21 protein-coding genes are annotated in these 24678 nt (G+C 50.3%); 14 read left to right on the forward strand and 7 right to left on the reverse strand.

Annotation, left to right across the window (positions count from 1 at the left end):
• Positions 1-45 precede the first annotated feature (45 nt).
• On the forward strand, positions 46-1047 hold the full coding sequence (locus tag ACO0LC_RS02855) for a class 1 fructose-bisphosphatase (protein ID WP_423000440.1): 1002 nt from the start codon (positions 46-48) through the stop codon (positions 1045-1047).
• A gap of 67 nt (positions 1048-1114) precedes the next feature.
• Here ACO0LC_RS02855 and ACO0LC_RS02860 read toward each other — a convergent pair whose 3' ends face one another.
• Entirely contained in the window at positions 1115-1549 is a 435-nt protein-coding gene (locus ACO0LC_RS02860; RefSeq protein ID WP_423000442.1) for a winged helix-turn-helix transcriptional regulator, read from the reverse strand.
• 296 nt (positions 1550-1845) lie between these two features.
• Here ACO0LC_RS02860 and ACO0LC_RS02865 point away from each other — a divergent pair, with 296 nt between their 5' ends.
• Positions 1846-2826, forward strand: coding sequence for a hypothetical protein (locus ACO0LC_RS02865; protein ID WP_423000443.1), 981 nt, complete (start codon positions 1846-1848; stop codon positions 2824-2826).
• 21 nt (positions 2827-2847) lie between these two features.
• Here the strand turns inward: ACO0LC_RS02865 and ACO0LC_RS02870 are convergent, their stop codons facing one another.
• On the reverse strand, positions 2848-3306 hold the full coding sequence (locus ACO0LC_RS02870) for a hypothetical protein (protein ID WP_423000445.1): 459 nt from the start codon (positions 3304-3306) through the stop codon (positions 2848-2850).
• 170 nt (positions 3307-3476) lie between these two features.
• Here ACO0LC_RS02870 and ACO0LC_RS02875 point away from each other — a divergent pair, with 170 nt between their 5' ends.
• The 6 genes from ACO0LC_RS02875 (at position 3477) to ribA (ending at position 10834) form a co-directional block, all read left to right on the forward strand.
• Positions 3477-4463 carry an MBL fold metallo-hydrolase gene (locus tag ACO0LC_RS02875; protein WP_423000446.1) on the forward strand — a complete coding sequence of 329 codons (987 nt, stop codon included), beginning with the start codon at positions 3477-3479 and terminating at the stop codon, positions 4461-4463.
• 133 nt (positions 4464-4596) lie between these two features.
• Positions 4597-6696 (forward strand): molybdopterin cofactor-binding domain-containing protein, encoded by a 2100-nt coding sequence (locus ACO0LC_RS02880; RefSeq protein ID WP_423000447.1) that lies wholly within the window; start codon positions 4597-4599, stop codon positions 6694-6696.
• Between the two features lie 178 nt (positions 6697-6874).
• Positions 6875-7324 carry a (2Fe-2S)-binding protein gene (locus ACO0LC_RS02885; RefSeq protein ID WP_423001025.1) on the forward strand — a complete coding sequence of 150 codons (450 nt, stop codon included), beginning with the start codon at positions 6875-6877 and terminating at the stop codon, positions 7322-7324.
• Positions 7321-7932, forward strand: coding sequence for a hypothetical protein (locus tag ACO0LC_RS02890; RefSeq protein WP_423000448.1), 612 nt, complete (start codon positions 7321-7323; stop codon positions 7930-7932). The genes ACO0LC_RS02885 and ACO0LC_RS02890 overlap by 4 nt, the downstream gene beginning before the upstream one ends.
• Positions 7933-8045: 113 nt before the next feature.
• The gene (gene ilvD / locus ACO0LC_RS02895; RefSeq protein ID WP_423000450.1) at positions 8046-9923 is read left to right on the forward strand and encodes a dihydroxy-acid dehydratase; all 1878 of its coding nucleotides are present in this window, start codon (positions 8046-8048) and stop codon (positions 9921-9923) included.
• A 278-nt stretch (positions 9924-10201) separates the two neighbouring features.
• Positions 10202-10834 (forward strand): GTP cyclohydrolase II, encoded by a 633-nt coding sequence (gene ribA / locus ACO0LC_RS02900; protein ID WP_423000452.1) that lies wholly within the window; start codon positions 10202-10204, stop codon positions 10832-10834.
• A gap of 31 nt (positions 10835-10865) precedes the next feature.
• Here ribA and ACO0LC_RS02905 read toward each other — a convergent pair whose 3' ends face one another.
• Together ACO0LC_RS02905 and ACO0LC_RS02910 are read right to left on the reverse strand one after the other, a co-directional pair.
• A complete protein-coding gene (locus ACO0LC_RS02905; protein WP_423000454.1) occupies positions 10866-11708 on the reverse strand; it encodes an HDOD domain-containing protein in 843 nt (280 codons plus the stop codon).
• A 354-nt stretch (positions 11709-12062) separates the two neighbouring features.
• Positions 12063-12416: a hypothetical protein gene (locus ACO0LC_RS02910; RefSeq protein WP_423000456.1), complete on the reverse strand. Its 354-nt coding sequence runs from the start codon at positions 12414-12416 to the stop codon at positions 12063-12065.
• Here ACO0LC_RS02910 and ACO0LC_RS02915 point away from each other — a divergent pair.
• The 3 genes from ACO0LC_RS02915 to ACO0LC_RS02925 all read left to right on the forward strand — a co-directional run bounded on the left by ACO0LC_RS02915 (position 12406) and on the right by ACO0LC_RS02925 (position 16948).
• Positions 12406-13137, forward strand: a complete 732-nt coding sequence (locus tag ACO0LC_RS02915; RefSeq protein WP_423000458.1) for a hypothetical protein — start codon at positions 12406-12408, stop codon at positions 13135-13137. The genes ACO0LC_RS02910 and ACO0LC_RS02915 overlap by 11 nt on opposite strands.
• A 499-nt stretch (positions 13138-13636) precedes the next feature.
• Entirely contained in the window at positions 13637-15721 is a 2085-nt protein-coding gene (locus ACO0LC_RS02920) for a TonB-dependent siderophore receptor (protein ID WP_423000460.1), read from the forward strand.
• 15 nt (positions 15722-15736) lie between these two features.
• A complete protein-coding gene (locus tag ACO0LC_RS02925) occupies positions 15737-16948 on the forward strand; it encodes a PepSY-associated TM helix domain-containing protein (protein ID WP_423001027.1) in 1212 nt (403 codons plus the stop codon).
• Between the two features lie 17 nt (positions 16949-16965).
• On the opposite strand, the gene ACO0LC_RS02930 is transcribed toward ACO0LC_RS02925, so the two are convergent.
• Genes ACO0LC_RS02930 through zwf form a run of 3 tightly spaced genes read right to left on the reverse strand, consistent with a single transcriptional unit; the run spans position 16966 to position 20017 of the window.
• Positions 16966-17883, reverse strand: a complete 918-nt coding sequence (locus tag ACO0LC_RS02930) for an SIS domain-containing protein (protein ID WP_423000462.1) — start codon at positions 17881-17883, stop codon at positions 16966-16968.
• Positions 17874-18542: a 6-phosphogluconolactonase gene (gene pgl / locus ACO0LC_RS02935; RefSeq protein ID WP_423000464.1), complete on the reverse strand. Its 669-nt coding sequence runs from the start codon at positions 18540-18542 to the stop codon at positions 17874-17876. Before pgl ends, ACO0LC_RS02930 begins: the two co-directional genes overlap by 10 nt.
• 14 nt (positions 18543-18556) lie before the next feature.
• Positions 18557-20017, reverse strand: a complete 1461-nt coding sequence (gene zwf / locus ACO0LC_RS02940) for a glucose-6-phosphate dehydrogenase (protein WP_423000466.1) — start codon at positions 20015-20017, stop codon at positions 18557-18559.
• 368 nt (positions 20018-20385) lie between these two features.
• On the opposite strand from zwf, the gene edd reads away from it, so the two are divergent.
• The 3 genes from edd to pgi all read left to right on the forward strand — a co-directional run bounded on the left by edd (position 20386) and on the right by pgi (position 24601).
• A complete protein-coding gene (gene edd / locus ACO0LC_RS02945) occupies positions 20386-22227 on the forward strand; it encodes a phosphogluconate dehydratase (protein ID WP_423000468.1) in 1842 nt (613 codons plus the stop codon).
• A 40-nt stretch (positions 22228-22267) separates the two neighbouring features.
• Positions 22268-22903, forward strand: a complete 636-nt coding sequence (gene eda / locus ACO0LC_RS02950; RefSeq protein ID WP_423000470.1) for a bifunctional 4-hydroxy-2-oxoglutarate aldolase/2-dehydro-3-deoxy-phosphogluconate aldolase — start codon at positions 22268-22270, stop codon at positions 22901-22903.
• Positions 22904-22966: 63 nt separating this feature from the next.
• Positions 22967-24601, forward strand: a complete 1635-nt coding sequence (gene pgi / locus ACO0LC_RS02955) for a glucose-6-phosphate isomerase (protein ID WP_423000472.1) — start codon at positions 22967-22969, stop codon at positions 24599-24601.
• The last annotated feature ends 77 nt before the right edge of the window (positions 24602-24678 follow it).

Genomic DNA, 24678 nt, shown 5'->3' on the forward strand with positions numbered 1-24678 from the left:
GAACAAGCTATTGACAAGAATTACTGAAAAAATCGAGAGATCAACATGAAACGTGTAAGCCTGACCCAATACCTGGTTGAAGAGCAGCGCCTGAATAATTCGATACCGGCAGAATTGCGCCTGTTGATCGAAGTCGTCGCACGCGCCTGCAAGACCATCAGCCACGCAGTAGGCAAGGGCGCATTAGGTGAAGTGCTGGGCACAGCCGGTAGTGAAAATATCCAGGGCGAAGTACAAAAGAAACTCGACATCCTGTCGAATGAAATCCTGCTCGAAGCCAATGAATGGGGCGGCCATCTGGCAGCCATGGCATCGGAAGAAATGGAAAGCATACACCCGATACCGAATCGCTACCCGCAGGGCGAATACATGCTCTTGTTTGATCCACTCGATGGCTCCAGCAATATCGACGTCAATGTCTCCATCGGTACCATCTTCTCGGTATTGAAAGCGCCAGACGGCATGGGTAAACCAAGCGAGCAAGACTTCTTGCAGCCTGGCAGCAAACAGGTTGCCGCTGGCTATGCCGTATATGGCCCGCAAACAGTATTGGTGCTGACGACTGGTAACGGTGTCAATTGCTTTACCCTCGACCGTGAAATGGGTTCCTGGGTACTGACACAACGCAATATGCAAATCCCGGCAGACACTAAAGAGTTCGCCATCAATGCTTCCAATACCCGTCACTGGTACCCGCCAGTCACGCGCTACGTGGATGAAATGCTGGCGGGCGGCACTGGCCCACGCGGCAAGGAATTCAATATGCGCTGGATCGCCTCCATGGTCGCCGACGTGCACCGCATCTTGAACCGCGGTGGTATTTTCATGTACCCGGCCGACAAGCGCGAACCAGACAAGGCTGGCAAACTGCGCCTGATGTACGAAGCCAACCCCATGTCCTTCATCGTGGAACAGGCTGGTGGCGCATCGACCGATGGCAAGCAGCGTATGCTCGATATCCAGCCAGAAAAACTGCACCAGCGTGTAGCGGTGTTCCTGGGTTCCAAAAACGAAGTGGAAAGAGTGACGCAATACCATCAGGAATGATGGTTCATGACCCTAAAAAACGCGAAGCGCTGACTTCGCGTTTTTTTTTGCCTGCGTGTCGACAGTGTCAGCGTTTGCGTTTTAACTCATATACCGATGAGCTAGCGCTCTGTGCGATCGATTGATTAAGCTCAGTGGCTTGGGCAGATGCGGCATCAGCGCTTGCTTGCGCATTTCTGTTCTTGAAATCTGCCCCCCATTTCGCCATCAGGGAAAGTATTGGTGCAAGAGTCTGACCATACTCGGATAAAGAGTACTCAACCTTTAAAGTCTTGCCCAGCGTTTCAACACGTTGCACGACACCGTCCATTTCCAGTTCACGCAATTGCTCGGTTAATACTTTATGTGATGCACCTTGTGTCAATCGCTTCAATTGCCCAAATCGTATGGGGCCATCTTTTAAGTAATACAACACCAGAGCCTTCCATTTGCCGGAAATGACATCTGCTGTGGTTTTAACAGGACAATCTTCCAGCCGCATAGGTAATCTGACTATTTTCACGAAGTTCCTCTAAGGCAATTTGCTTGGTGTTCCTGGAAAATTATACTTCTGCGCTAATCATCCAGCATATAAATTCTTTCTTTTTTCGATTTAAAGCAAGAACAAAAAAGTGCCTAATAGTCACGGAAATAGATGTTCATTACAATCGCCAGCGGCGCGCCATTCAAATTTTTCCACGACGACTTTCGATTGAATCGACTACATTGGGATACAGTAAAATGACCCTTACTAAGCACAATCATGCGAACTTGACTCGCATATCACATTTTAAGCCAGCGTCATGCTCTGCATTTGGCTTGGTTTTTGTACTCGCTACGCATGCATGTGCTGGCGGTCTGGATGACCTTGGCAAGGCAGCAGAACTGCTGAAAGCCGCAAGTAAAAATCCTGCGACTACGGGTGCAGGCCGGACACCTGCTACAGAGAATAGGGACGCTACTGCTGCAAGCTACTCTGGTCTGGAAGGTGAGGCAGTTGTAACAGGGGCACCAGTCTCGGGTTTTGCAGAAGCACAGGAAAGACGCATTATTTCAATACATGATGGAGATCCAGTATTTTTTCATGTACGTTTGCCGAGACCGTTGAAAGACTATGTTTTCCCGACTTTTGTCAACGACAGGCCTGGCCTGATACTGACAGTAGGTCCACGTGGCATACCTGGGCAACAACATAATTCAATCGCCTTGTTCTTGCGCGAAACAGAGATGAATGGAAGCGAATTGCACCTGAACCTGGCACCGGGAGAAATCAGGAAATCGTCCATGCACGTATGGATGGAAACGGTAGGTGGTGGTAGCCACGGTATTTGGGATAACGAAATTCGCCTGTTGGGGCGCAATAATAAGTTGCTGGCCGTCGCTCCACTGACAGCGGAAGTAAATGATGGCATCGATAAGTACAAAGCCATGACCAAGGAGTACCGCAGCAGATTCGTGGTAGGAGATCCCGCTTCAAATGAAGCGCCACCAAATATACACCGTAACGACATGCGACTGGCAGTTGAAGTCAGCAAGCAGGCGAGCCAGCTATTGGGTAATAAACCTGATGCTACGTATTTTACTGATGATGGCTGGGCAGCCCATACTAACAGGATAGGTCAGATTGAATACCACATAACGACCGCAACGGCCTTGTTTTCGACGGTGAAAAAAGTCTTTTATCAAAACCTGAATGTCAAAAAATATCCAGGTAATGGACGCATAGACGTTGAGCTGGATGGCAAACCACGAGAGTTAAATACAGACAATTACAAGCGAGCTTTGGTGCAAGCACGCTGACTGTCTACAGCGTGGCTGTATTCAGGGCAAAGATGGAAAAACTTCTTTTATCGCCAAATGCAATTTATCAGCGAATTTGGAAGGCAGGATGAATTCCAGTTCCTTTCCATGGCGTGTGTGCAGGCGCAGGCTTACTTTTGTAATACTTACAGGAAGTGCCGCATCAGTTTTCAAAATAAGACGCTGCTCTTTGTCGCGATAATAAAACAGCGCTGACTTGATATCGTCGGACTTGCCCGGTCCGACCATTTTTCTCAAACTACGCAATTGCATCAGGATTTTGGCTTGAGAGAACATCGCTAGCGAGAATACCAGTAAGGCAATAATGCACACGCCAATTGACTTCTGCATGATATGAAGTGACATCAGAAATGCCAGGCCTGCAGCTGCGAAAAACACTCCCCCCAAAAACGCAAACATGATTTTCAGTGACTGATTGATTTGCGCATCTAATATGTCTTCCAGTATGTTTTTTTGCATGAATATTCTTCTGGCAGGTTTAAAAAAGCTTTGAAGATTGTATGCCATTGCAAGCTGTTTTTGCACGATGAAATGCGAGATGTTGTTTGAAGTCTGGTTACAAAATTGTGCCTAATGGTGAAAATTATACGAGGCTCGTAAAATGGAAATATTCATTCTTAAAGGCGATCATGTTCAGCAAGATATTTTCATGTTTCTTTTATTTTTCGAGACTCTTGTCACTGGCATTGCTGTCTTGCTTGATGTGCAGTTCTGTCTTTGCCAGTCCGCAAACAGGGAAGGGCTATGAGCTCAAAGACTTGGGCAGCGGCGTGTATTTTTTATCCGATGGTTCCTACAACACGATGTTTGTTGTCAGCGATCAAGGTGTGATAGTTGTTGATCCGCTTCCGAGCTTGGGACATAAATACCAGGAGGCCATTGCCGAGGTAACAAGCCAGACTGTTACCCATATTATCTACAGCCATGAACACCTTGATCATATCGGTGCAGCTTACCTGTTTCCTGCGGATGCAAAAATAATTGCACATGAAAACACGAGAATACTGTTAGACGAGGCACATGATCCCCGGCGTCCCGTGCCAGACATTTCTTTTCGAAAAACATATCACCTGCATGTAGGCAATCAAAGCCTCGAATTGCAGTTTTCCAGTGAAAACCACACAGCTGGAAATATCTTCATCTACTTACCGAGACAAAAAATACTCATGCTCGTGGATGTAATTTACCCGGCATATGCGCCTTATCCCAATCTGGGCGTAGCGACCAACATAGGTGGATTGATTGTCGTCAATAAGAAAGCGCTCGACTATGATTTCAAAGAGTTTGTCGGCGGTCATGTCGGTCAGCCGGGAAGCAGGAAAGACGTAGAGACATCATTGATTTTTTTGGAGGATCTGGAAAAAACGGCAAGACAGGTTTTATCTGAAAAAACCTTCACTCACTATCTGAAGAGCAGGAGTGAAACAGATACGAAATCTACATGGTTCGCTCACGACGACTATGAAAATGACCGGGTCGCGGCTTGTTATGCGCAACTGTTGCCAGTCTGGGATAAACGCCTGCTAGGCTTGCACCGTTCGCTCAAATCGCATTGCTGGACCATGATCATGAGTCTGGCTATTTCGCTTCCCTCCGCACCAAATTCATCACCTTGATCCACTTTCACAAAGGCTAGAGATGACTATTGAATACCTCCAATATCCATTGCCCAATCAGGGTAGGCGTAGCTTGATCAAAATGCTGCTTGCAAGCTCAGGTGCACTCGTACTCGGATTCGAATTGCCAGCAATGGCAGCCACCATGAAACCTGTATTGGCTAATCCAGACAAGTCTGGGATTATTGCCGAAGATATCGCCTTGGGGAGCTGGATAAAAATCAGTCCCGACAACAAGGTAACCGTCATGCTGTCCCAGGCTGAGATTGGCCAGGGTATCAGTACCACTTTGCCTGCCATCCTGGTCGATGAGCTGGGTGCAGACTGGCAAACGCTCAGTATCGAGACCGCTCCATTTGCACCAGCGTTTCGCAATCCCAAATTGAACTGGATGTTCACTGGCAACAGTGAAAGTACGCAATCCTTTTATGAACTGATGCGCAAGACCGGTGCCTGTGCAAGGGAAATGTTGCTGAGCGCGGCTGCGCAGCGCTGGCAAGTGCCGGTTGCTGAGTGTACAGCAGAGCAAAGTCAGGTTACACATGCTGGTAGTGGAAGAAAATGTAGTTTTGGTGAGTTGGCTAGAGATGCGGCTCGTTTGCCATTGCCGATATCACCCCAACTGAAGACACGGCAACAATTGAAGTTAATGGGACGTTCACTGCCCCGGGTCGATGTGCCAGCCAAAATTGATGGCAGTGCGATATTTGGCATCGACCTGCAATTGCCAGGTATGTTGCATGCCGCAATCCGTATTTGTCCCTACATCGGCGGCAGCATGAAATCCTATGATGCACCTGCTTTGAAAGCGCTGCCCGGTGTCATTGAGGTGGTGCCGTTTCCCAATGGTGTGGCGGTTGTGGCACATAGTTATTGGCAGGCTAAATCGGCATTGCAGGCATGTCCGCCTGAGTTTGCTGCGGCGGCAGGCCAGAATCTGAATTCATCACAATTGCGAAAAGACTATGCTCATGCATTGCGTGCCGGGCCCTTTGCAACATTCGCAAAGGAAGGTGATGCAGCCAGCATACTGAGTCAAAACAAAAAGCAATTACATGCTGAGTATGAAAACCCTTTCGCTGCTCATGCAACGATGGAACCCATGAACTGCACTGCCGTTGTCAGTGCAGACAAGTGCGAAATCTGGGCTCCTACCCAAGGTCAGGAGTTTGCCCATGTTGCTTTGAAGAGTATTTTTCAACTCAAGGATGAGCAAGTCATCATCCATCGCACTGACGCGATCGGTGGTGGCTTTGGGCGGCGGCTACTGCCAGACTTTGTAATTCAGGCTGCGCTGATTGCAAAAGCGATTGCAAAACCAGTCAAGCTGTTATGGGATAGGGAAGAGGATTTTTCCCACGACTACTATCGACCGGCCAGTATGCTTGCCTTGGACGCCGCCTTGGATGTGCAAGGATGGCCCACGGCTATACAGGCAAAACTGGTATCGCCAACGATACTGCTGCCGGTGTTCCCGCCAATTGCTGGCATGCTTAAAGAAAAGCATATAGATCCCAGTGCAATCGAAGGCTTGGCTGAGTTGCCTTATGAACTAGGCGCAAAACAAATGGATTTTCATTTGTTTGAAACAGCAATTCCGACATCGGTGATGCGGACCACAGGATTCGGTCCAAATCTATTTGCCATTGAATGCTTTATTGATGAACTGGCGTACTTGGGCAAACATGACCCCTTGTCTTATCGCCAGCATTGTTTGCGTAATAACCCACGCGCTCTGGCAGTCCTCGCTAAAGTCGCCAGCATGAGTAAATGGAGCAAACCATCCAGTAAATCGGGACGTGCAAAAGGTCTGGCCTTTGCCTTTGCCTTTGGCACTTATATTGCACAAGTCCTGGAAGTTGAGGTGAAATCGAATGTCATCAAAGTCTTGAATACCTGGCTTGCGGTGGACTGTGGAACAGTATTGGACCCAGGCATTGCTGCCGCAGGAATTGAAGGAGGTGTGGTGTTTGGTCTGGCATATGCAAATACCGCCATTCACTTCAATCAGGGGCGTTGCGAGCAACGCAATTTTAATGATTATGAATTGCCCTATCTCGCGCAGACACCGCATATTGCCGTGGAATTTATTGACAGTGGTGCGGCACTGGGGGGTGTTGGCGAAGTCAGCCCCATTACTGTGCCCCCAGCGCTGTCAAATGCAGTCTTTGCCGCCAGCGGAAAGCGTATCCGCCGCCTGCCACTGGCTGAACAGGGATTCAAGCTGGCTTGAATCCAGATGGAAAAACGATAAAGCCAGGTTTGTCAATTATTCATAAGCGCATATATGAAACGTACTCAGTGACCTGTACTAATAGAAAGCAGAGTGCCCGTCATGCGCGCGTCGCTCACTTCCGCTTCAACTGTTCCAGGTTGAATGCATTATGTCTAGCAATCAGGAGATGGAACCGATGGAACTCAAAGTCAATGGTCAATCAAGCCAGGTGGATGTAGATGGCAAAACCCCTTTGTTATGGGCATTACGTGAAACACTGGGCCTGACAGGAACTAAATTTGGATGTGGTATCGCTGCTTGCGGCGCTTGTACCGTGCATATCAATGGTGAGGCTGTGCGCTCATGCTCGTTCCCTGTTGAGGCTGCTCAAGGGACGGAGGTTACGACCATAGAGGGGCTTTCACCAGACAGGTCCCACGCCTTGCAAAAAGCGTGGCTGGAAATACAAGTGCCGCAATGTGGTTATTGCCAGTCAGGCATGTTAATGGCAGCTGCCGCCTTGATCAAACGAATACCGCAGCCTAATGACAAACAAATCAATGATGCCATCACAAATATCTGTCGTTGCGGTACGTATCACCGCATACGCATAGCAATTAAAAAAGCGACAGGACAGACATCATGAGACGATCAAGACAAATGCTGGTTTGCCTGTGGTTGACAACGATAATTATTCCATCTTCTTTCTCTGCTGCTGAGCATGTTTCTAAAGAAGCTGCAGTAGCGCAGCAGGCTTGGCATGAGATGGAAAAGGTATTGTTGCACCCGCGTTGCTTGAATTGTCATGCAGCCGGTGAAGCACCAACGCAGGCTGATGACAGACATACGCACCAATTTCGTGTTTTGAATGGACATGAGGGCAAGGGAAATTCAGGCAACTTGTGTATTGCATGTCACCAGAGTACAAATCAACTCGGCAGCGGTGTCCCTGGTGCTTCTCATTGGCAGCATGCACCAGCATCCATGACATGGGAGTCCGAGCCTGGCAAGGTATTCAAGAGTAAAGACTTATGTCAGATATTACGCGACCCCAAAAAGAATGGCGGACGGGATTTGCCCGCATTGATAGAGCATTTGCGTACTGAGCCACTGGTCTTATGGGCCTGGACACCAGGTAAGAACGCCAAAGGCGAAGCCAGATCAACTCCCGTCATTAGCCATGAAGAATTCATGCGTTATAGTGTCTTGTGGGCTGAAAAGGGGGGGATCTGCCCTAATGATGCGCTACGTTAGTTTGATATGAATTTCGACCTAATTTTCAATTAATTTGATATTTGACATATCATTGTAGGCAGGGCAAGCTAACAGGATATGATTTAATTTTGTTCAACCTCTGGAGCTCCATCATGCCCGTCTACCGTTCCCGTACCACCACCCATGGCCGCAATATGGCCGGTGCCCGCGCCCTGTGGCGCGCGACTGGCATGAAAGATGGTGATTTCGATAAGCCTATCGTTGCCGTTGTCAATTCCTTTACCCAGTTTGTACCTGGTCATGTGCATCTCAAAGACCTGGGCCAGATGGTGGCACGTGAGATAGAAGCGGCGGGTGGCGTGGCCAAAGAATTCAATACGATAGCCGTGGATGACGGCATCGCCATGGGCCATGGCGGCATGCTGTACTCACTGCCTTCACGCGAACTGATTGCTGACTCGGTTGAATACATGGTCAATGCCCACTGTGCTGACGCCATGGTGTGCATCTCCAACTGCGACAAGATCACGCCCGGCATGCTGATGGCTGCCATGCGTTTGAATATCCCTGTCGTGTTTGTTTCCGGCGGCCCTATGGAAGCCGGCAAGGTACTGGAGACTTTGCATCCCAAGCAGACTGGTGAACAAAGGATCATGAAAATAGACCTGGTCGATGCCATGATCAAGGCTGGTGACAGCAATGTGTCAGATGAAGAGATAGGCCGCATAGAGCGTTCTGCCTGTCCTACCTGTGGTTCCTGTTCTGGTATGTTCACGGCAAACTCCATGAACTGCCTGACTGAAGCGCTGGGCCTGTCTTTGCCTGGCAATGGCACGATTTTGGCGACGCATGCAGACCGCAAGGAATTATTCCTGCGCGCAGGCCGTCTGGTGGTTGAGCTGGCCAAGCGCCACTATGAGCAGGATGATTATTCCATCCTGCCGCGCTCCATCGCCAACAAGGCAACCTTTGAGAATGCCATGGCACTCGACGTATCCATGGGTGGTTCTACCAATACCGTTTTGCATTTGCTGGCTGCGGCGCATGAAGCGGGTGTGGATTTCAAGATGGCCGATATCGACCGCATCTCGCGTAAAGTACCCTGCCTGTGCAAGGTCGCGCCGATGACCGATAAATATCATATCGAAGATGTCCATCGTGCTGGCGGCATTATCTCTATCCTGGGTGAACTGGCACGCGCTGGTTTGCTCGATACCACACGTCCTACTGTGCATAGCCCGACTATGGCAGATGCGATTGCACAAAACGATATCGCGGTGACTGACAATGCTGCGATACGCAAACTGTTCAGCGCTGCACCGGGTGGTGTGCCTACCCAGACGGCCTTCTCACAAGACAAGCGTTTTGATAGCCTCGATATTGACCGTGAAGCTGGCTGCATACGTGACAAGGCTCACGCCTATTCGCAAGATGGTGGCCTGGCGGTCTTGTACGGTAACCTGGCAGAAAAAGGCTGTATCGTCAAAACCGCAGGCGTCGATGAAAGTATCTTGAAATTCACCGGCAAGGCACGCGTGTTTGAAAGCCAGGACTCTGCGGTTGAGGCCATCCTTGGTGATACCGTACATGAAGGCGATGTCGTCATCATCCGTTATGAAGGCCCCAAAGGTGGCCCCGGCATGCAGGAAATGCTGTACCCGACTTCGTATATCAAATCCAAGGGCCTGGGCAAAGCCTGTGCCTTGTTCACTGATGGACGCTTCTCTGGCGGTTCTTCCGGCCTGGTCATTGGCCATGCTTCACCCGAAGCAGCAGAAGGCGGGACTATTGGTCTGGTAGAAGAGGGCGATATTATAGAAATCGACATTCCGGCCCGTACCATCAACCTCAAAGTCAGCGACAACGATCTGGCTCAACGCAGAACCGCCATGGAAGCACGCGGCCCACAAGCCTGGCAGCCAGTAGACCGTGAGCGTTATGTCTCACAAGCCTTGCAGGCCTATGCTGCTTTGGCCACATCAGCTGACCGTGGCGCGGTCAGGGATATTACGCAGTTGCAGCGTAGATAAAAATCTGGTGCAGGCAGTTTGCCTGCTCGCCAAACCAAAAGGGCGTCCTGTAAAAAGCAGGTGCCCTTTTTTATTGGGGAAACCCTCTAACACCTTAGCTACTTGCTTTTCGGAATGGCGACCCTATATAGCTTTGAGCAAGAATAAAACGATCGTTCACTGTAACAAGTAGGAAATGCGCGTCTCGTTTATACTCTAGTCTGTGCTGGCCTGTTTTTACGTGCCAGCCAGGGCATTAAGCCCGGCAATAATCCATAAAAAGAATCCGCGAGAATTGTATGTTAAGCAATGACCAGCCTGTCAAATTAAGTGAACAGGCCCTGGAATATGTTGATTCCTGTAATCTGCCCACGACCTGGGCAACTTTTCGCATGCATGCTTTTGTCGAAACGGCAACGGGCAAAGAGCATATCGCCCTGACTCTCGGCGATGTGGCTGATGGACAGCCCGTGCTTGCACGCATACATTCAGAATGTCTGACCGGTGACGCTTTGTTCAGCAAACGCTGTGACTGTGGCCCGCAATTGGAACTGGCGCTGCAAAAAATCGCCCAGGAAGGACGTGGTGCTTTGCTGTATCTGCGTCAGGAAGGGCGCGGCATAGGTTTGCTCAACAAGGTACGTGCCTATCATCTGCAAGACCTTGGAGCGGACACAGTAGAAGCCAATCAGAAATTAGGTTTTGCTGCCGACCTGCGCGACTATAGCCTGTGTGACCCCATGCTCAAGCATCTGGGCATAGAGTCTGTACGTCTGATGACCAATAACCCGCGCAAGATTTCTGCGATGGAAGGCATGAACGTCAGGGTGGAGGAACACGTCCCCCTGATCGTTAAGCGCAATCCCTATAATGAACGCTATCTGAGTACCAAGGCGACCAAGCTAGGGCATTTGATACAGCCAGATTTGTAGAATCTGGCAGATGGCAGATGGCAGAAGAAAACTATACTTCAACCGCTTCCTGCAGTTTTTCAAATTCTATGGCAGCTTCCGCCAAAACTTCATCAAACAAAGCCTGGTCCAGACCCAGGCTTTCCCATGATTGCCCAGTGATTTCTGGCGGTGCCAGGTCGGGCGTGGTCGTTACCCCCAGTGCGTGGGCTATGCCATCTGCCACATGGATGATAGTCGCCAGAAAACCCAGCCCCGGCTTTTCTGGGTGATGATGACCAGCGATGGCCTTGATCATCACTTCTGAGAAATTCCATTGCGTTGCCAGGGTCTCGCCGACCACGGTGTGATCAATTCCTAATATCTGTTTTTCGGTTTCGTATTGCGAACTTTGTTGTTCCTGGCGTTGTGTCAGCACTCGTTCGTAAGCCTCGCTATAGCAGGTAGCCAATACCAATGCGCCTATATCATGTAACAAGCCCGCAGTGAAAGCGACGTCAACATTGAATTTGAGGCGGCGCGCCAGTATGCGGGCTGCGATGGCAACCGCATTTGAATGCCGCCAAAAATCCTTGTGGTTAAAGCCGCGGCAATTATTTTCAGGAAAGCAGCCTGTCAGTGCCGCGGTCATGATGATTTGCCTTACCGTACTCAAACCCAGTAGTGAAATTGCCTGCTGTACCGTGGTCACCTTGATCATGGTGGCGTAATAGGGCGAGTTTGCGTAGCGCAAGGTCTTGGCTGTCAGTGCCATATCATGGCTGACTTTTTGCGCCAGCTCATACATATCCAATTCTTCATTATCGATATTATTCAACAGTTCCATCACGATGGCTGGCAGGGTCGGCAAGTCCTGGACACTGTCTATAATCTGGGCAAGAGAAATGGGATTCATATATCTGGCTCCTATGAAGAATATTTCTAATAGCTTGCCAGAAATATGAGAAATGGACTTGTATTTTTCTTATCTGTGTCAATTTGCTACAAAAAATTGAGGCGCTTCATGCAGAAAATATACGGCCGGATGAAGTTGGTCGGGCATGGATGTACTGCATAGCTTTGATATCCTTGATACGACTTATTCCCTGAAACCGCAGTCTGCGCAGACGACTGAGCTGAAGATGTCGATACTTTATAGAGTGTGCACAGGATTAAATTAGTATGCAGATGTCGTTGCCAGATTCTTGATGACTGATTTTGAAGAAGTAATATTGAACTACTATCAAGAAAGAGCCTTGGGTGACTATCATCATGGAATGACGCCAAGCATAAGGCGTGAGTTAATCAGCACGCCTGCCTTTGTCAATTGATATGGTGGAGGCATAACTAATGAGGCAAGCATGTCCATGGCTTTGACCGGGGGAGAAAAGAGGCATTTTTCAGGCAATAAAATCATACTGGATTTAGAATCACTACCTTTGTATATCAACAGGTTAAATGCCATGATCATTTTTAATGCAAGCAGCGCTACCAGATTGTTGTGTTTAATAGCGATTTCTGCAGCGCTATGCGCTTGTGGGAAAAAGCAAGTAGAAACCGCGCAAGCATCTTCTACAGCAGAAAGTGTTGTCGCATCTGCTGCGGCCAGCGCAATGGCGAGCAAGTCACCAGTGCAAGAGGTCAAGCCAGACACCGCTGACAGTTTCGTCACCAACCTGCAGGCGACAATGAAATCTTATGACGAGTCTGTTTTGCGTAAATGGGTAGATGAATTTAATACACAACAATTGAAGTCGCATGGTGTGGCAAAAGCCGGGGAGGATTTGCCGCCATTACCCACCGGTGTCGTACAAATTGAATTCGAAGACCTGGGTGAGCATGTCTTGCTGCAATTGCGCGAAGTGCTCACTGCGCATAGTGATGATGTTGATGGGGGTATGGATCAATTTCGTTCTGTCTTTTTCAATAAACGCGACATGAGATTACTGAAAGATATCGCGACAAAAAGTCAGATGCTGCCTGACACCAGCATGCGCATTGCTATAGGTAGCCAGCAAAGCTGTATGGGTGACGCTGCTGGTGAAGGCTATGCAATTTTTGACCTGAAACAAAATGGCAAAACCTATCTCAGTGAAAAATTCCAGGATCAGGTGCAAAGCTTTGAGGTAAAGCCTGTCAAGACAGGCACAATACAATTATTAACACGCAGTGAATCTGATTTCAAAGGCAAAGAAAAAGACGCGCAACAATGCGAGATAGGTAGCTGGGTAGATGTGCAGGAAACAACCTACACCATTAGCTGTGATGCCAGACTTGGTAAGTGCACATCGCAGAAAAAACAAAAGACTTATCCCGCTTGCAGTGCGGTGGGGGCCTGTGATTGACGTGTCTGTCCAAGAATTGAGGCGCAAGCACATGTAGGTCCAGTACGAGACACGCATTTGCCCTTAGAACCTGATTATGATCTTAAGCGCGTGCGTGATCGCGGCTCATGCGCTGCTCAAAATGCTCACGCCCTAGAGTGCATTCCGCTTTTTGCATGGCGTTTTATATTACGCTAACCCCGCTGGAGCTCGCTCGCCGCAGATACTAAGCGCGTTCTTGGATGAGTAATATGCGCTTGAAATTTATTTAAATATAAATGAGAATGATTTGCATTTATATTCATGAATAAGTAGAATAAGCCTAAATTTTTACTTCTAATGCTATCAGGGGTACTTTCTCTGCATAGGCAGTTAATTTCCAGGCTTATTTATGATTTCGCGTTCGTCTCGTTCGTCCACTTCCTTTGTTTTGTCTTGCAAGATTCCAGCACCGCTTCAAAAAAAAGTACCTCCTGCAAGCTTGCCGCACCCCTTAAGCCCAATTGCATTGGCGCTTTCCATGCTGCTGGCAGCACCAGCTTTTGCCGATGAGCCAGTAGCAGCCACGGCAAGCCAGACTGAATTGCCAGAGGTTCTGGTTACTGGCGTTTCAGGTAATGAGCCAAGTACAGAAAAGACCGGCGCATATACAAAGAGAAAAAGCAATTCAGCAAGCAAACTCGACTTATCCTTGCGAGAAACGCCACAATCGATCTCGGTAGTAACCCGCGCCAGGATGGATGATTTCAAACAGCTAAATGCGAACGATGTACTGGCCAATACCACTGGTGTGACGGTAGAAAAAGTAGAGACCGACCGCACTTATTACATGGCACGTGGTTTTGATATTACCAATTTCCAGTACGATGGCATGGGCTTGCCATTCACCTCGGGCATCCTGATTGGGGATGTCGATACTGCGATCTACGACAGGGTGGATATCGTGCGTGGCGCGAATGGTCTTATGTCGGCAACTGGCAATCCATCTGCGACGGTTAACTTTATCCGCAAGCGCCCGGCTTACCAATTCCGGGCTTCTGCCGGCCTGACGCTGGGCTCATGGAGTACCCGCCGGCTCGATGCGGATGTAACTGCGGCCCTGAATGCAGCTGGCACAGTTGCAGGCCGTGTCGTGGTGGCAAAGCAGGCTGGTGATTCTTATCTCGACCGTTACTCGCCTGAAAAAACTGTCGTTTATGGTGTGATTGAAGTTAATCTGGGTGATGCTACCGTATTGAGTGTGGGTCATTCACATCAAAAGAGTGATGCCAAGGGTGGCATGTGGGGCGCCTTGCCGCTGTATTACACAGATGGTAGCCCGACCAATTACAGGACTTCTACCAGTACTGCTGCGGACTGGTCGCGCTGGTTGACCCAGGATGACCGCAGCTTTGTCGAATTGAGTCATCAGCTCAACAACGACTGGCAAATTAAGACGACATTGAGCCGTAATAAATCGACAGCTGATTCCAAACTGTTTTATGTCTACGGCACACCTGAGCGCGAGACCGGCATGGGCTTGTATAGCTATCCTTCTTTGTATAATGGTGTGAATACTCAAACCCTGTTTGACTTATCTGCCAGTGGTAAATTTACTTTGGCCGGGCGTCAGCATGACCTGAGTTTTGGTATCAACTGGTCGAAGTCAAAGATGGATGACATTTCTCATTATGGCGTCGGCATAGGTAGCGCTGTGCCTGATATTAGCAACTGGACCGGCAATTATCCGCAGCCTGCATTTAATGCCAGCACCGAAGGGAGTGCTTATGAAGATAAGCGCAAGACAGCATTTATTGCATCCCGTTTCAACCTGGCTGAGCAATTCAAGTTTATTGCTGGAGCCAATCACACCAAGGCTGAAAGTACTGGTTATGCCTATGGAGTCAGCAGCCAGAAGAATGCCAGCAATACTTCACCCTATCTGGGGCTGGTTTATGATCTGACAGCTTATGCTTCTGTGTATGTCAGCCACACTGAAATTTTTAATCCGCAAAGCGAAGTGGATGCGAGCGGTAAAACCCTGGACCCAGTCAAAGGCAAAGGCGATGAACTAGGTACCAAGCTTGAACTGTTTGACCGCAAGCTTAATTTGTCTGCTGCTGTTTTCAAGATACAGCAAAACAACGCTGCGGAACAGGCAGGTTATATAGGTACCAAGAGTTTTTACCGCGGCATAGATGCGCAATCGCAAGGCTTTGAGCTTGATGCCAGTGGTGAATTGGCCAAAGGCTGGAACCTCAGTGCAGGCTATACACAATTGAGCCTTAAGGGCAGTAATGACCAGGATGTCAAAACCTATGTGCCGAGAAAATTACTCCGTTTGTCCACTACTTATCAACTGCCTTTCATGCCACAGGCAAAAGTCGGTGGTAGTCTGAACTGGCAATCAAATACTTTTCGTGATGAAGGCTCAGGCAACGTCATACGACAGGGCAGTTATGCAACGATTAATTTGATGGCGCGCTATGACGTCAATCAGAACCTCAGCATATCAGCCAACCTGAACAACGTCAGTGATCAAAAATACCTGAGCAGTCTGTACTGGAGCCAGGGCTATTATGCGGCACCAAGAAACGGCAGCATATCAGTCAACTGGAAATATTGACAGGCAAGTATGTTGATGCGTCCTGTCTTTGTCTTGCTGCACCGCTGGTTTGGGCTGGCGGTAGCGGTATTCCTGTTCATCTCCGGTCTGACGGGGGCTTTCATCTCCTGGGATCATGAGCTGGATGCTTTGCTTAATCCGCATTTGTTTGAGGCACACAGCCAGTCGCAAGGCCAGGCGGGCAAACCCATGTCAGGACTGGAACTGGCCAACAGGGTAGAGGCAGGTGATCCCCGTATCTGGGTGACCTATGTATTGAATGAGGCAGAGCCAGGGCATACCAGCCAGATGTCGGTTGAGGGCAGGATCGATCCGGCAACTGGCAAGGCTTATCCACTGGGCTTTAACCAGATTGCGGTCGACCCTGTCACTGCTGATGTACAGGGTAAGCGGCAATGGGGCGAAATATCCCTGAGCCGTGAAAACCTGCTCCCCTTTTTATACAAGCTGCATTACACCATGCACATACCCGAAGTATCAGGTATAGAGTTGGGTGTTCTGTTCATGGGCATCATAGGCATAGTATGGGCACTGGATTGTTTTATCGCGCTGTGGCTGTCTTTTCCCAACTGGCGTAGCTGGCGCAAGTCACTTGCTTTTCGCTGGCGTCAGGGTGGGCATAAACTCAATTTCGACTTACACCGCTCCAGTGGTGTCTGGTTATGGCTCTTCATGCTGTTGCTGGCAATTACCTCGGTATCAATGAACCTGAATACTCAAGTGGTGCGCCCTGTGGTTTCATTATTTTCACCGCTGAGTGCTGACGTCTTTGCCAGTCGTGTGCCACAAGCGCCGGACAAACCTCTCATGCCCATCATCAGCCGCGAGCGGGTTATTGATCTGGCGAAGCAGGAAGCGCAAAAACGTGGCTGGACTTTACCCGCAGGCGGCATATTTTATTCACCCGCATTTGGTGTGTATGGCGTGGGATTTTTTGAGCCTGGCAATGATCATGGCGATGTCGGCCTGGGTAATGCCTGGCTGTATTTTGATGGCAAGGATGGCCGTGCCCTGGGAGGGAAAATTCCTGGAACAGGCTCTGCTGGCGATATTTTCCTGCAGGCGCAATTCCCCTTGCATTCAGGCCGTATACTCGGCTTGACCGGGCGTATCATGATTTCATTGCTGGGTCTGGTGGTTGCCATGCTGAGCGTCACCGGTGTGATTATCTGGATGAGAAAGCGGCGTGCCAGGGTAGTAGTCAGCGCCGCTATGCAAACTGTCTGATGTTGGCCTATTTGACCTTAGCCTATCTTGGGCACTAGTCGTTTTTCACTGATACTGGCCTTGGCTCTTTCCAGCATGTCGATGGCGGCAGGGCCACGTAGCAAGGTGACTGCTACTGCCAGAGCATCGATATAAGTCAGGTGGGCGAGGCGAGAAGTCATCGGGGTGTAGATGTCGGGGTCTTCTTCCACATCGACACCGATATGCACATCGGCCAGTTCTGCCAGTGGGCCGCCACTGGCACACAACACCAATATCTTGGCACCAGCCTGCTTGGCCAGTTGCACGCTGTCGATCAGGTCACGCGTGCGGCCAGTTCGTGAAAATGCCACGACCACACAATCGCTATTCAATAAAGTGGCAGACTGTGCCTGCAAGTGGGCATCGCAAAATACGGTAGTCGGTATGCCAAAGCGGAAGAATTTCAACTGCGCATCGATAGCCAGCGCGCCAGAATAACCCAGGCCATAACATTCTATGCGGCGGGCACGCGCCAGCAAGTTGACTGCTGCTTCAAAAGTCGCGGTATTGGCATTATTGCGCGCTTCCATCAGGGCGGCGATGGTGCGGTCAAAGACCTTGGGCAAGACATCGCGTACATGGTCTGCCTGGTTGACATCCAGATGCAAGAATGGGATGCCAGTGGCCAGGCTCTTGGCAAATGCCAGCTTGAAGGTCTTGAAACCATCAAAGCCCAGGCTCTGTGCAAAGCGGGCAACCGTAGGTTCGCTGACATCACAAGCCTGGGCCAAAACCCTAATCGACATCTCCAGCGCATCATGAGGCTTTTGCAGCAAAAATTCTGCTACCTGGCGCTCGGCACGGCTCAAGGCTGTGCTGGCAGTGCGTATGCGTGCCAGCAAGCCCTTTTCAGGAGGAATGTTGGGTTTGCTGTCAGAAAACGGATTGGCCATATACATAGATTTTACGGACACCAGAAAACATCTATGGTACAGCCTGCTTCGCGCAACAAGGAGGCAACCGGCAGATTATTTTCTATCGCCTGTTCCAGCACCTGACGTTTTTCTGCACCAGTTATCACCAGCCAGATGCGTTTAGTATTGAGCAGGCGCGGCAAGGACAGCGACATGCGGCTCTGGCGGGTTTGCGGATGTACGGCGGCCAGACAGGCCAGGTCATCATGCTGGGTAGGTGCACCTGGGAAGAGGGAGGCGATATGGCCATCCGCACCCATGCCCAGCAAGACTGCGCTAAAGGCTTGCGGCAATTGCTCATTCAGGCGCACATTGATGGCCTCAGTCGCCACTTCCGGTGTGCTGGAGGCATTTTTCAGAGACACCAGTTGCCAGCGCTTGTCTGCGGCAGAACCAGACAGGCAACGGCGGAACAAGCCTTCATTGCTCTGGGTATCCTGGTCTGGCACCCAGCGTTCATCAGTTGCGACCAGTTTGATGGGATTATGCCCGTCTATATTCGACAGCAACTGATCCAGGCGTTGATACACAGGTGCAGGGGTGGAGCCACCAGCCAGGGCAAAGCTGCTGCCATCTGGTGTAGTCTGTATGACGTCCAGCCATTGCTGGCTCAGGGCTTCGGTCAGTGCCGAAAAATTGTCAAAGGTATTATATTTCATGGTCATTTTATCGCTTAGCTTTCAACGAACTCTTCACCCCAGGCTGCCCCATGCTGTGCCAGCAAGTAACTGGCGGCAGACGGGCCCCAACTGCCAGCGATGTATGACTTGAGACCCTCGCTATCGTTTTGCCAGGCGCTCATGATAGGGTCTATCCAGGCCCAGGCTGCACTCAGTTCATCATCACGCACGAACAAGGTCAGGTCGCCATGCATGGCATCAAGCAAGAGGCGCTCATAGGATTCAACGCGGCGTGAATTCGACACTTCAGCAAAATCCAGGTTCAGGGCAACATCAGACAGACGTATGCCTTCGCCCGGTTCCTTGGCCTTCATATACAGTTGCACGCTTTCTTCTGGCTGCAAGGAAATCACCAGACGGTTAGAGCGCAAAGGCCCTTGCGATTTGCCAAAAATGGAGTAGGGAATAGGTTTGAAATTGATCGTGATTTCAGCGCTGCGGCTGGCCATGCGCTTACCTGTGCGCAGGTAGAACGGTACGCCAGCCCAGCGCCAGTTATCGATCTCGGCACGGATGGCAACAAAGGTTTCTGTGCGTGAAGATGGCGGTACGCCAGGCTCATTCTGGTAAGCGATAACGGGTTTGCCATCGACAGCACCGGCACGGTATTGGCCGCGCACGGTTTTTTTGCTGACTTCATCAGGCGTGAACTTGTGCAGGGCGCGCAAGACTTTGACTTTTTCATCGCGGATGGCATCCGGGTTGGCATTCACCGGTGGCTCCATGGCGACGATGGACACCAGTTGTAGCAAATGGTTTTGCACCATGTCACGCAGGGCACCGGTATGGTCGTAGAAATCACCACGTGATTCCACACCTACTTGTTCAGAAATGGAAATTTGCACATCCTGTATCCATTTGCGGTTCCACAAAGGTTCCAGGAAAGAATTGGCAAAACGCAGTGCCAGTAGGTTTTGCACCATCTCTTTACCAAGGTAATGATCAATACGGTAAATCTGATTTTCATTCAGGTAAGAACGCAGGGATTGATTGATTTCTTTGGCGGACTGGGCATCACGGCCCAGCGGTTTTTCTACCACGACACGGGCATTGCCCTCAACCAGGCCATGCTTGGACAATTGCTCGACCACAGGGATAAAGATGTCCGGGCCAGTCGCCAGATAAAACAGGGTGGCATTGGTTTCACTGGTTTGCAGGCTGTCTTTAAGTGCGGAAAAATCTTCAGGAATGCGCGCATCGATTTTCGAATAATGCGTGGTCGCCAGAAAGGCAGCTCGTTTTTCTTCCGTCGCACCATCTACGTTGGCAGCATAGGATTCAATGGCAGTCGCAACACGCACCCGAAATTCTTCATCAGTCAGTTTTTCGCGGGCGGCACCAATGAACTTGAAGTTCTGGTCCAGCCTGCCATTCACAAATGCGCTATACAAAGCAGGGATGATCTTGCGCTTGGCAAGGTCGCCGGTGCCGCCAAATAAAACAAATGTGGTCATGCTGACTCCGTGTTGTGTTGGTTGTTATGTTGAGTGCAACACAGACGGCAGGTACATGTTCCCATATGTTCTATGTGTTGCAGGGTGCTAATTGGGCTTGCTGAGCTTGCTATTTTTTTTGCTGCTTTCTCGTGCGTTGCAAAAGATGTACTACATTGATGATAGCGATTTATCTTGATTATGCCAGAAAATATTCAAAAATGTAGTTTCATTACGATAAATTTGATGTTTTTGCCAAAAAAAACAGCTAAATACTAAAATACTGAAAGTTTGTTACAGAAATGTGGGGATTTATGCTATCTTTGCTGCATTGATTCAGTATAGCTACAGCTTTCTTATTTTTCGCCCGAACGGGCCACAGGTGTTATATGACAACATCCCCATCCATTGCGCTGCATCCTGTTATCGACAAGGTTACCCAGCGCATTATCGAGCGCAGCAAAACCTTGCGCAGTACTTATCTTTCCCAGTTGGAGCAAATGCGTGGCCGTGGCCCGCGCCGTGCCAGCCTGTCTTGCGCTAATCAGGCACATGCCAATGCGGCCATGGACAGCGGTACCAAGATCTGGCTCAATCAGGCGCAAAAACCAAATATAGGCATAGTCACTGCCTACAACGATATGTTGTCGGCGCACCAGCCTTATGAGCACTATCCGACGCAGATACGTCAGACAGCCTTGCGCTATGGCGGCACTGCCCAGGTAGCTGGTGCCGTGCCTGCCATGTGTGATGGCGTGACACAGGGCCGCCCGGGTATGGAGCTTTCGCTGTTCTCACGTGATGTCATCGCTCAGGCGACTGCAGTGGCTCTGAGCCATGACGCCTTTGATGCGACCCTCTGCCTCGGCATCTGCGACAAGATCGTGCCTGGCCTGCTGATAGGTGCGCTGGCCTTTGGTCATCTGCCTACTATCTTCATACCAGCAGGCCCCATGGGTTCTGGCTTGTCGAATAAAGATAAAGCCGCGGTGCGTGAACGCTATGCACAGGGTAAAGCCACCAAGGAAGAATTACTCGCTGCAGAAAGTGCCGCCTACCATAGCGCAGGTACCTGTACTTTCTATGGCACAGCCAACAGCAACCAGATGTTGCTGGAAGCCATGGGCCTGCATTTACCAGGCGCTGCCTTTGTCCATCCAAGCGACCCATTGCGCAGCGTGCTGACAGACGCTGCGGTAGAGCGCGTCCTGCAATTGACCGAACAAAGCGGCAACTACAAACCCATAGGCCAACTGGTCAATGAAAAAACCATCGTCAACGCCGTCATCGCCTTGCTGGCGACGGGTGGCTCCACCAACCACACTATCCATTGGATTGCCGTCGCCCGCGCGGCTGGCATCATCATCGACTGGCAGGATTTTGATGAGCTGTCATCTGTCATTCCTCTGCTGACGCGTGTTTATCCTAACGGCACCGCTGACGTGAATGCCTTTGAAGATGCCGGTGGCCCATTGTTTGTGATACGTGAACTCTTGTCTGCGGGCCTCATGCATGCAGATGTCATGACAGTCTATGGTGATGATGGTTTGAACTCACACACCAGCCGCCCAGTATTGACTGAAGACGGCAAGGTCAAATGGGCAGCTTTGCCAGCAGAATCGACCGACACTACAGTCGTTCGCAACGTGACTGATCCTTTCGCACCTACTGGCGGCCTGCGTTTATTGCATGGCAACCTGGGCCGTGCCATCGTCAAGGCCTCTGCCGTGCCTGAAGATGCCTGGGTCATCAAGGCACCTGCAAAAGTATTTGAATCGCAGGATGCCCTCGTCAAAGCCTATAAAGCTGGCGAATTGAATATGGATTTCGTCGCTGTCGTCATCTTCCAGGGACCGCAAGCGAATGGCATGCCGGAGCTGCATCAGTTCACGCCTGTGCTGGGTAGCCTGATGTCGGCTGGGTATAAGGTTGCACTGGTGACGGATGGCCGTATGTCGGGTGCATCTGGCAAAGTACCGGCGGCCCTGCATGTCAGCCCGGAAGTGGCACAGGGCGGCCCACTCGGTAAAGTGCGTGATGGTGATGTGCTTGAGCTCAATGTTCATACTGGCGAATTGCGTGCCCTGGTGGATGCCGATACATGGTCACAACGCGCCGTGCGTGAACTCAGCAAGGAGGTCACTTTTGGCTATGGCCGTGACTTGTTTGCCGCACAGCGTCGTGTCGTGACTGCACCAGAACACGGCGCATCGACTCTTTTCATCGATTAATCTTATAAAAGCGAAATCTATCATGAGCCTGAATATCAGTATGAGCAAACGAAACATCATCGCCCAACTGGAACAAATCCGCGTACTGCCTATCCTCGTTACTGATGATGTAGATCAGGCGATACGTTGCGTGACTACGCTGGCAGAAAATGGCTTGCCAGCCGTGGAAATCACCTTGCGTACGCCAAATGCGATGAAAGTCTTGCGCGAGGTCGTCAAAGCTTGTCCGACAGTGACTGTGGGTGCGGGCACGATTTTGACACAGGCGCAGTTGGATGCAGTCAAAGAAGCAGGTGCCGCTTTTGGTATCAGCCCTGGCATCACTCCTGTACTTGCCAAGGCCGCCGCTGATTCTGGCTTGCCTTATTTTCCTGGCGTTGGTGGTGCCAGTGACCTGATGCTGGCACTGGAGCATGGCTTCAATGTCGTCAAACTTTTTCCTTCCGATATCGTCGGCAGTACCAAGATGGCCAAGGCACTGGGTGGCCCTTTCCCTGAAGTGAAGTTCTGTCTGACCGGTGGCGTCACAGTGGAGGCGACACCAACTCTATTGCAGCAATCAAATATCCTGTGTGTGGGTGGTTCGTGGATGTGCCCTGCAGCGCTGATTAATTCGGGTGACTGGGCTGCAATTGGTGCACTGGCGGCTGCCGCGGCCGCAGCAGGCAAGAAGTAAATACAGGTTGTAATACTATTTTTTAGCACTTTCACTAATCACTTTTCGTCTATAAGCAAGATTATGGTCACTTCCGTATCGCGTACTCCTATCTGGGGTTTGTTGCAGCAACGTGCCACCAACATGCCCAACCTGAAAGATCTGTTTCGTGCTGATCCACAGCGCTTCGCACATTTTTCAGCGTCTGCCTGCGGCATCATGCTTGATTATTCCAAGCAGCGCATAGACACGACAGCAAAGCTGAATTTGCTGGCGCTGGCCAGGCAGCAGGATGTAGAGTCACGCCGTGACGCCATGTTGCGCGGTGAGGCGATCAACCAGACGGAAAACCGTGCAGTACTGCATACTGTATTGCGCTTGCCCAAGGGCGAATCCTTTTATCTGAATGGTGAGAATATCGCTGCTGATGTGCACCAGGTGCTGGCACAAATGCGAACATTCAGCGATGCGGTCAGGGAAGGGCGCTGGCAGGGATATACCGGCAAGGCGATACGCACTATTGTCAATATCGGCATAGGTGGCTCAGACCTTGGCCCGCAAATGGCTTGCATTGCCTTGGCACCTTGGTCGCAAAAAAACCTGTCCCTGCATTTCGTCTCCAACGTTGATGGCCGTCATGTGGCTGATGCGCTGGCTAATGCTGATCCTGAAACCACCTTGTTCGTGGTGGCATCCAAGACTTTCTCGACCATGGAGACCTTGACCAATGCACGCACTGCGCGTGAATGGATGTTGTCGCACGGCTGCCCAGTCGACCAGATACGCCAGCATTTCGTGGCACTGAGCACAAACGTCAAAGCTGCTGCTGATTTTGGCATCGCCCCTGAAAATGTCTTTCCATTCTGGAATTGGGCTGGTGGCCGGTACTCGATGTGGAGTGCCATTGGTTTGTCGATTGCGCTGTATGTAGGCGCTGACCGTTTTGAAGAAATGTTGGCAGGCGCGCATGAAATGGACCTGCATTTTGCCCAGGCCCCACTGGAACAAAACCTGCCAGTATTGATGGCCTTGATAGGTGTGTGGAATATCAATTTCCTTGGCTTGCAAGCGCTGTCGATTGCACCTTACCACCAGCGTATGACGCGCTTGCCTGCTTACTTGCAGCAACTGGAAATGGAAAGCAATGGCAAGTCCGTCACGCGTGAAGGCCAGCGGGTTGATTACACCACTTCGCCTATCTTGTTTGGTGAAGCGGGCACCAATGGCCAGCATGCCTACTTCCAGTTATTGCATCAGGGTGCGACGATTATCCCTACCGACTTTATCGTGGTGGCTGATGATGATGCTGGTTTGCCCGGGCACAACCAGGCTTTGCTGGCAAATTGTTTTGCCCAATCCAAGGCCATGGCCTGGGGCAAGAGCATGGCAGAAGTACGGGCTGAACTTGGTGACTTGCCTGACAAGGTATTGGCGCCGCGCGTGTTTGAAGGTAATCGCCCGACTTCAACTGTTTTGCTGGATTCTCTGACGCCACGCTCCTTGGGCGCATTGATTGCGCTGTATGAACACAAGGTGTTTGTGCAGTCCGTGATCTGGGACATCAACGCCTTTGATCAATGGGGTGTGGAGCTCGGTAAGTCGCTGGCCCAGCAATTGATCAGTCTTGATCCTAGTGCCGTCAAGGAGGATTACGACAGCTCAACCAAGGGTTTGTTGATGGCAGTTGGCCGTAGTCATAAACTGAAAAAGGCTGCCTAGCATCAATATTCAGGCAGGCTGATGTTGTAATACTGTTGCAACCAAGCCTCAGTGTATTTGATATATTAAATTTATAT

The organism is Undibacterium sp. JH2W, from assembly GCF_049340425.1.
Classification (GTDB): Bacteria; Pseudomonadota; Gammaproteobacteria; order Burkholderiales; family Burkholderiaceae_D; genus Undibacterium.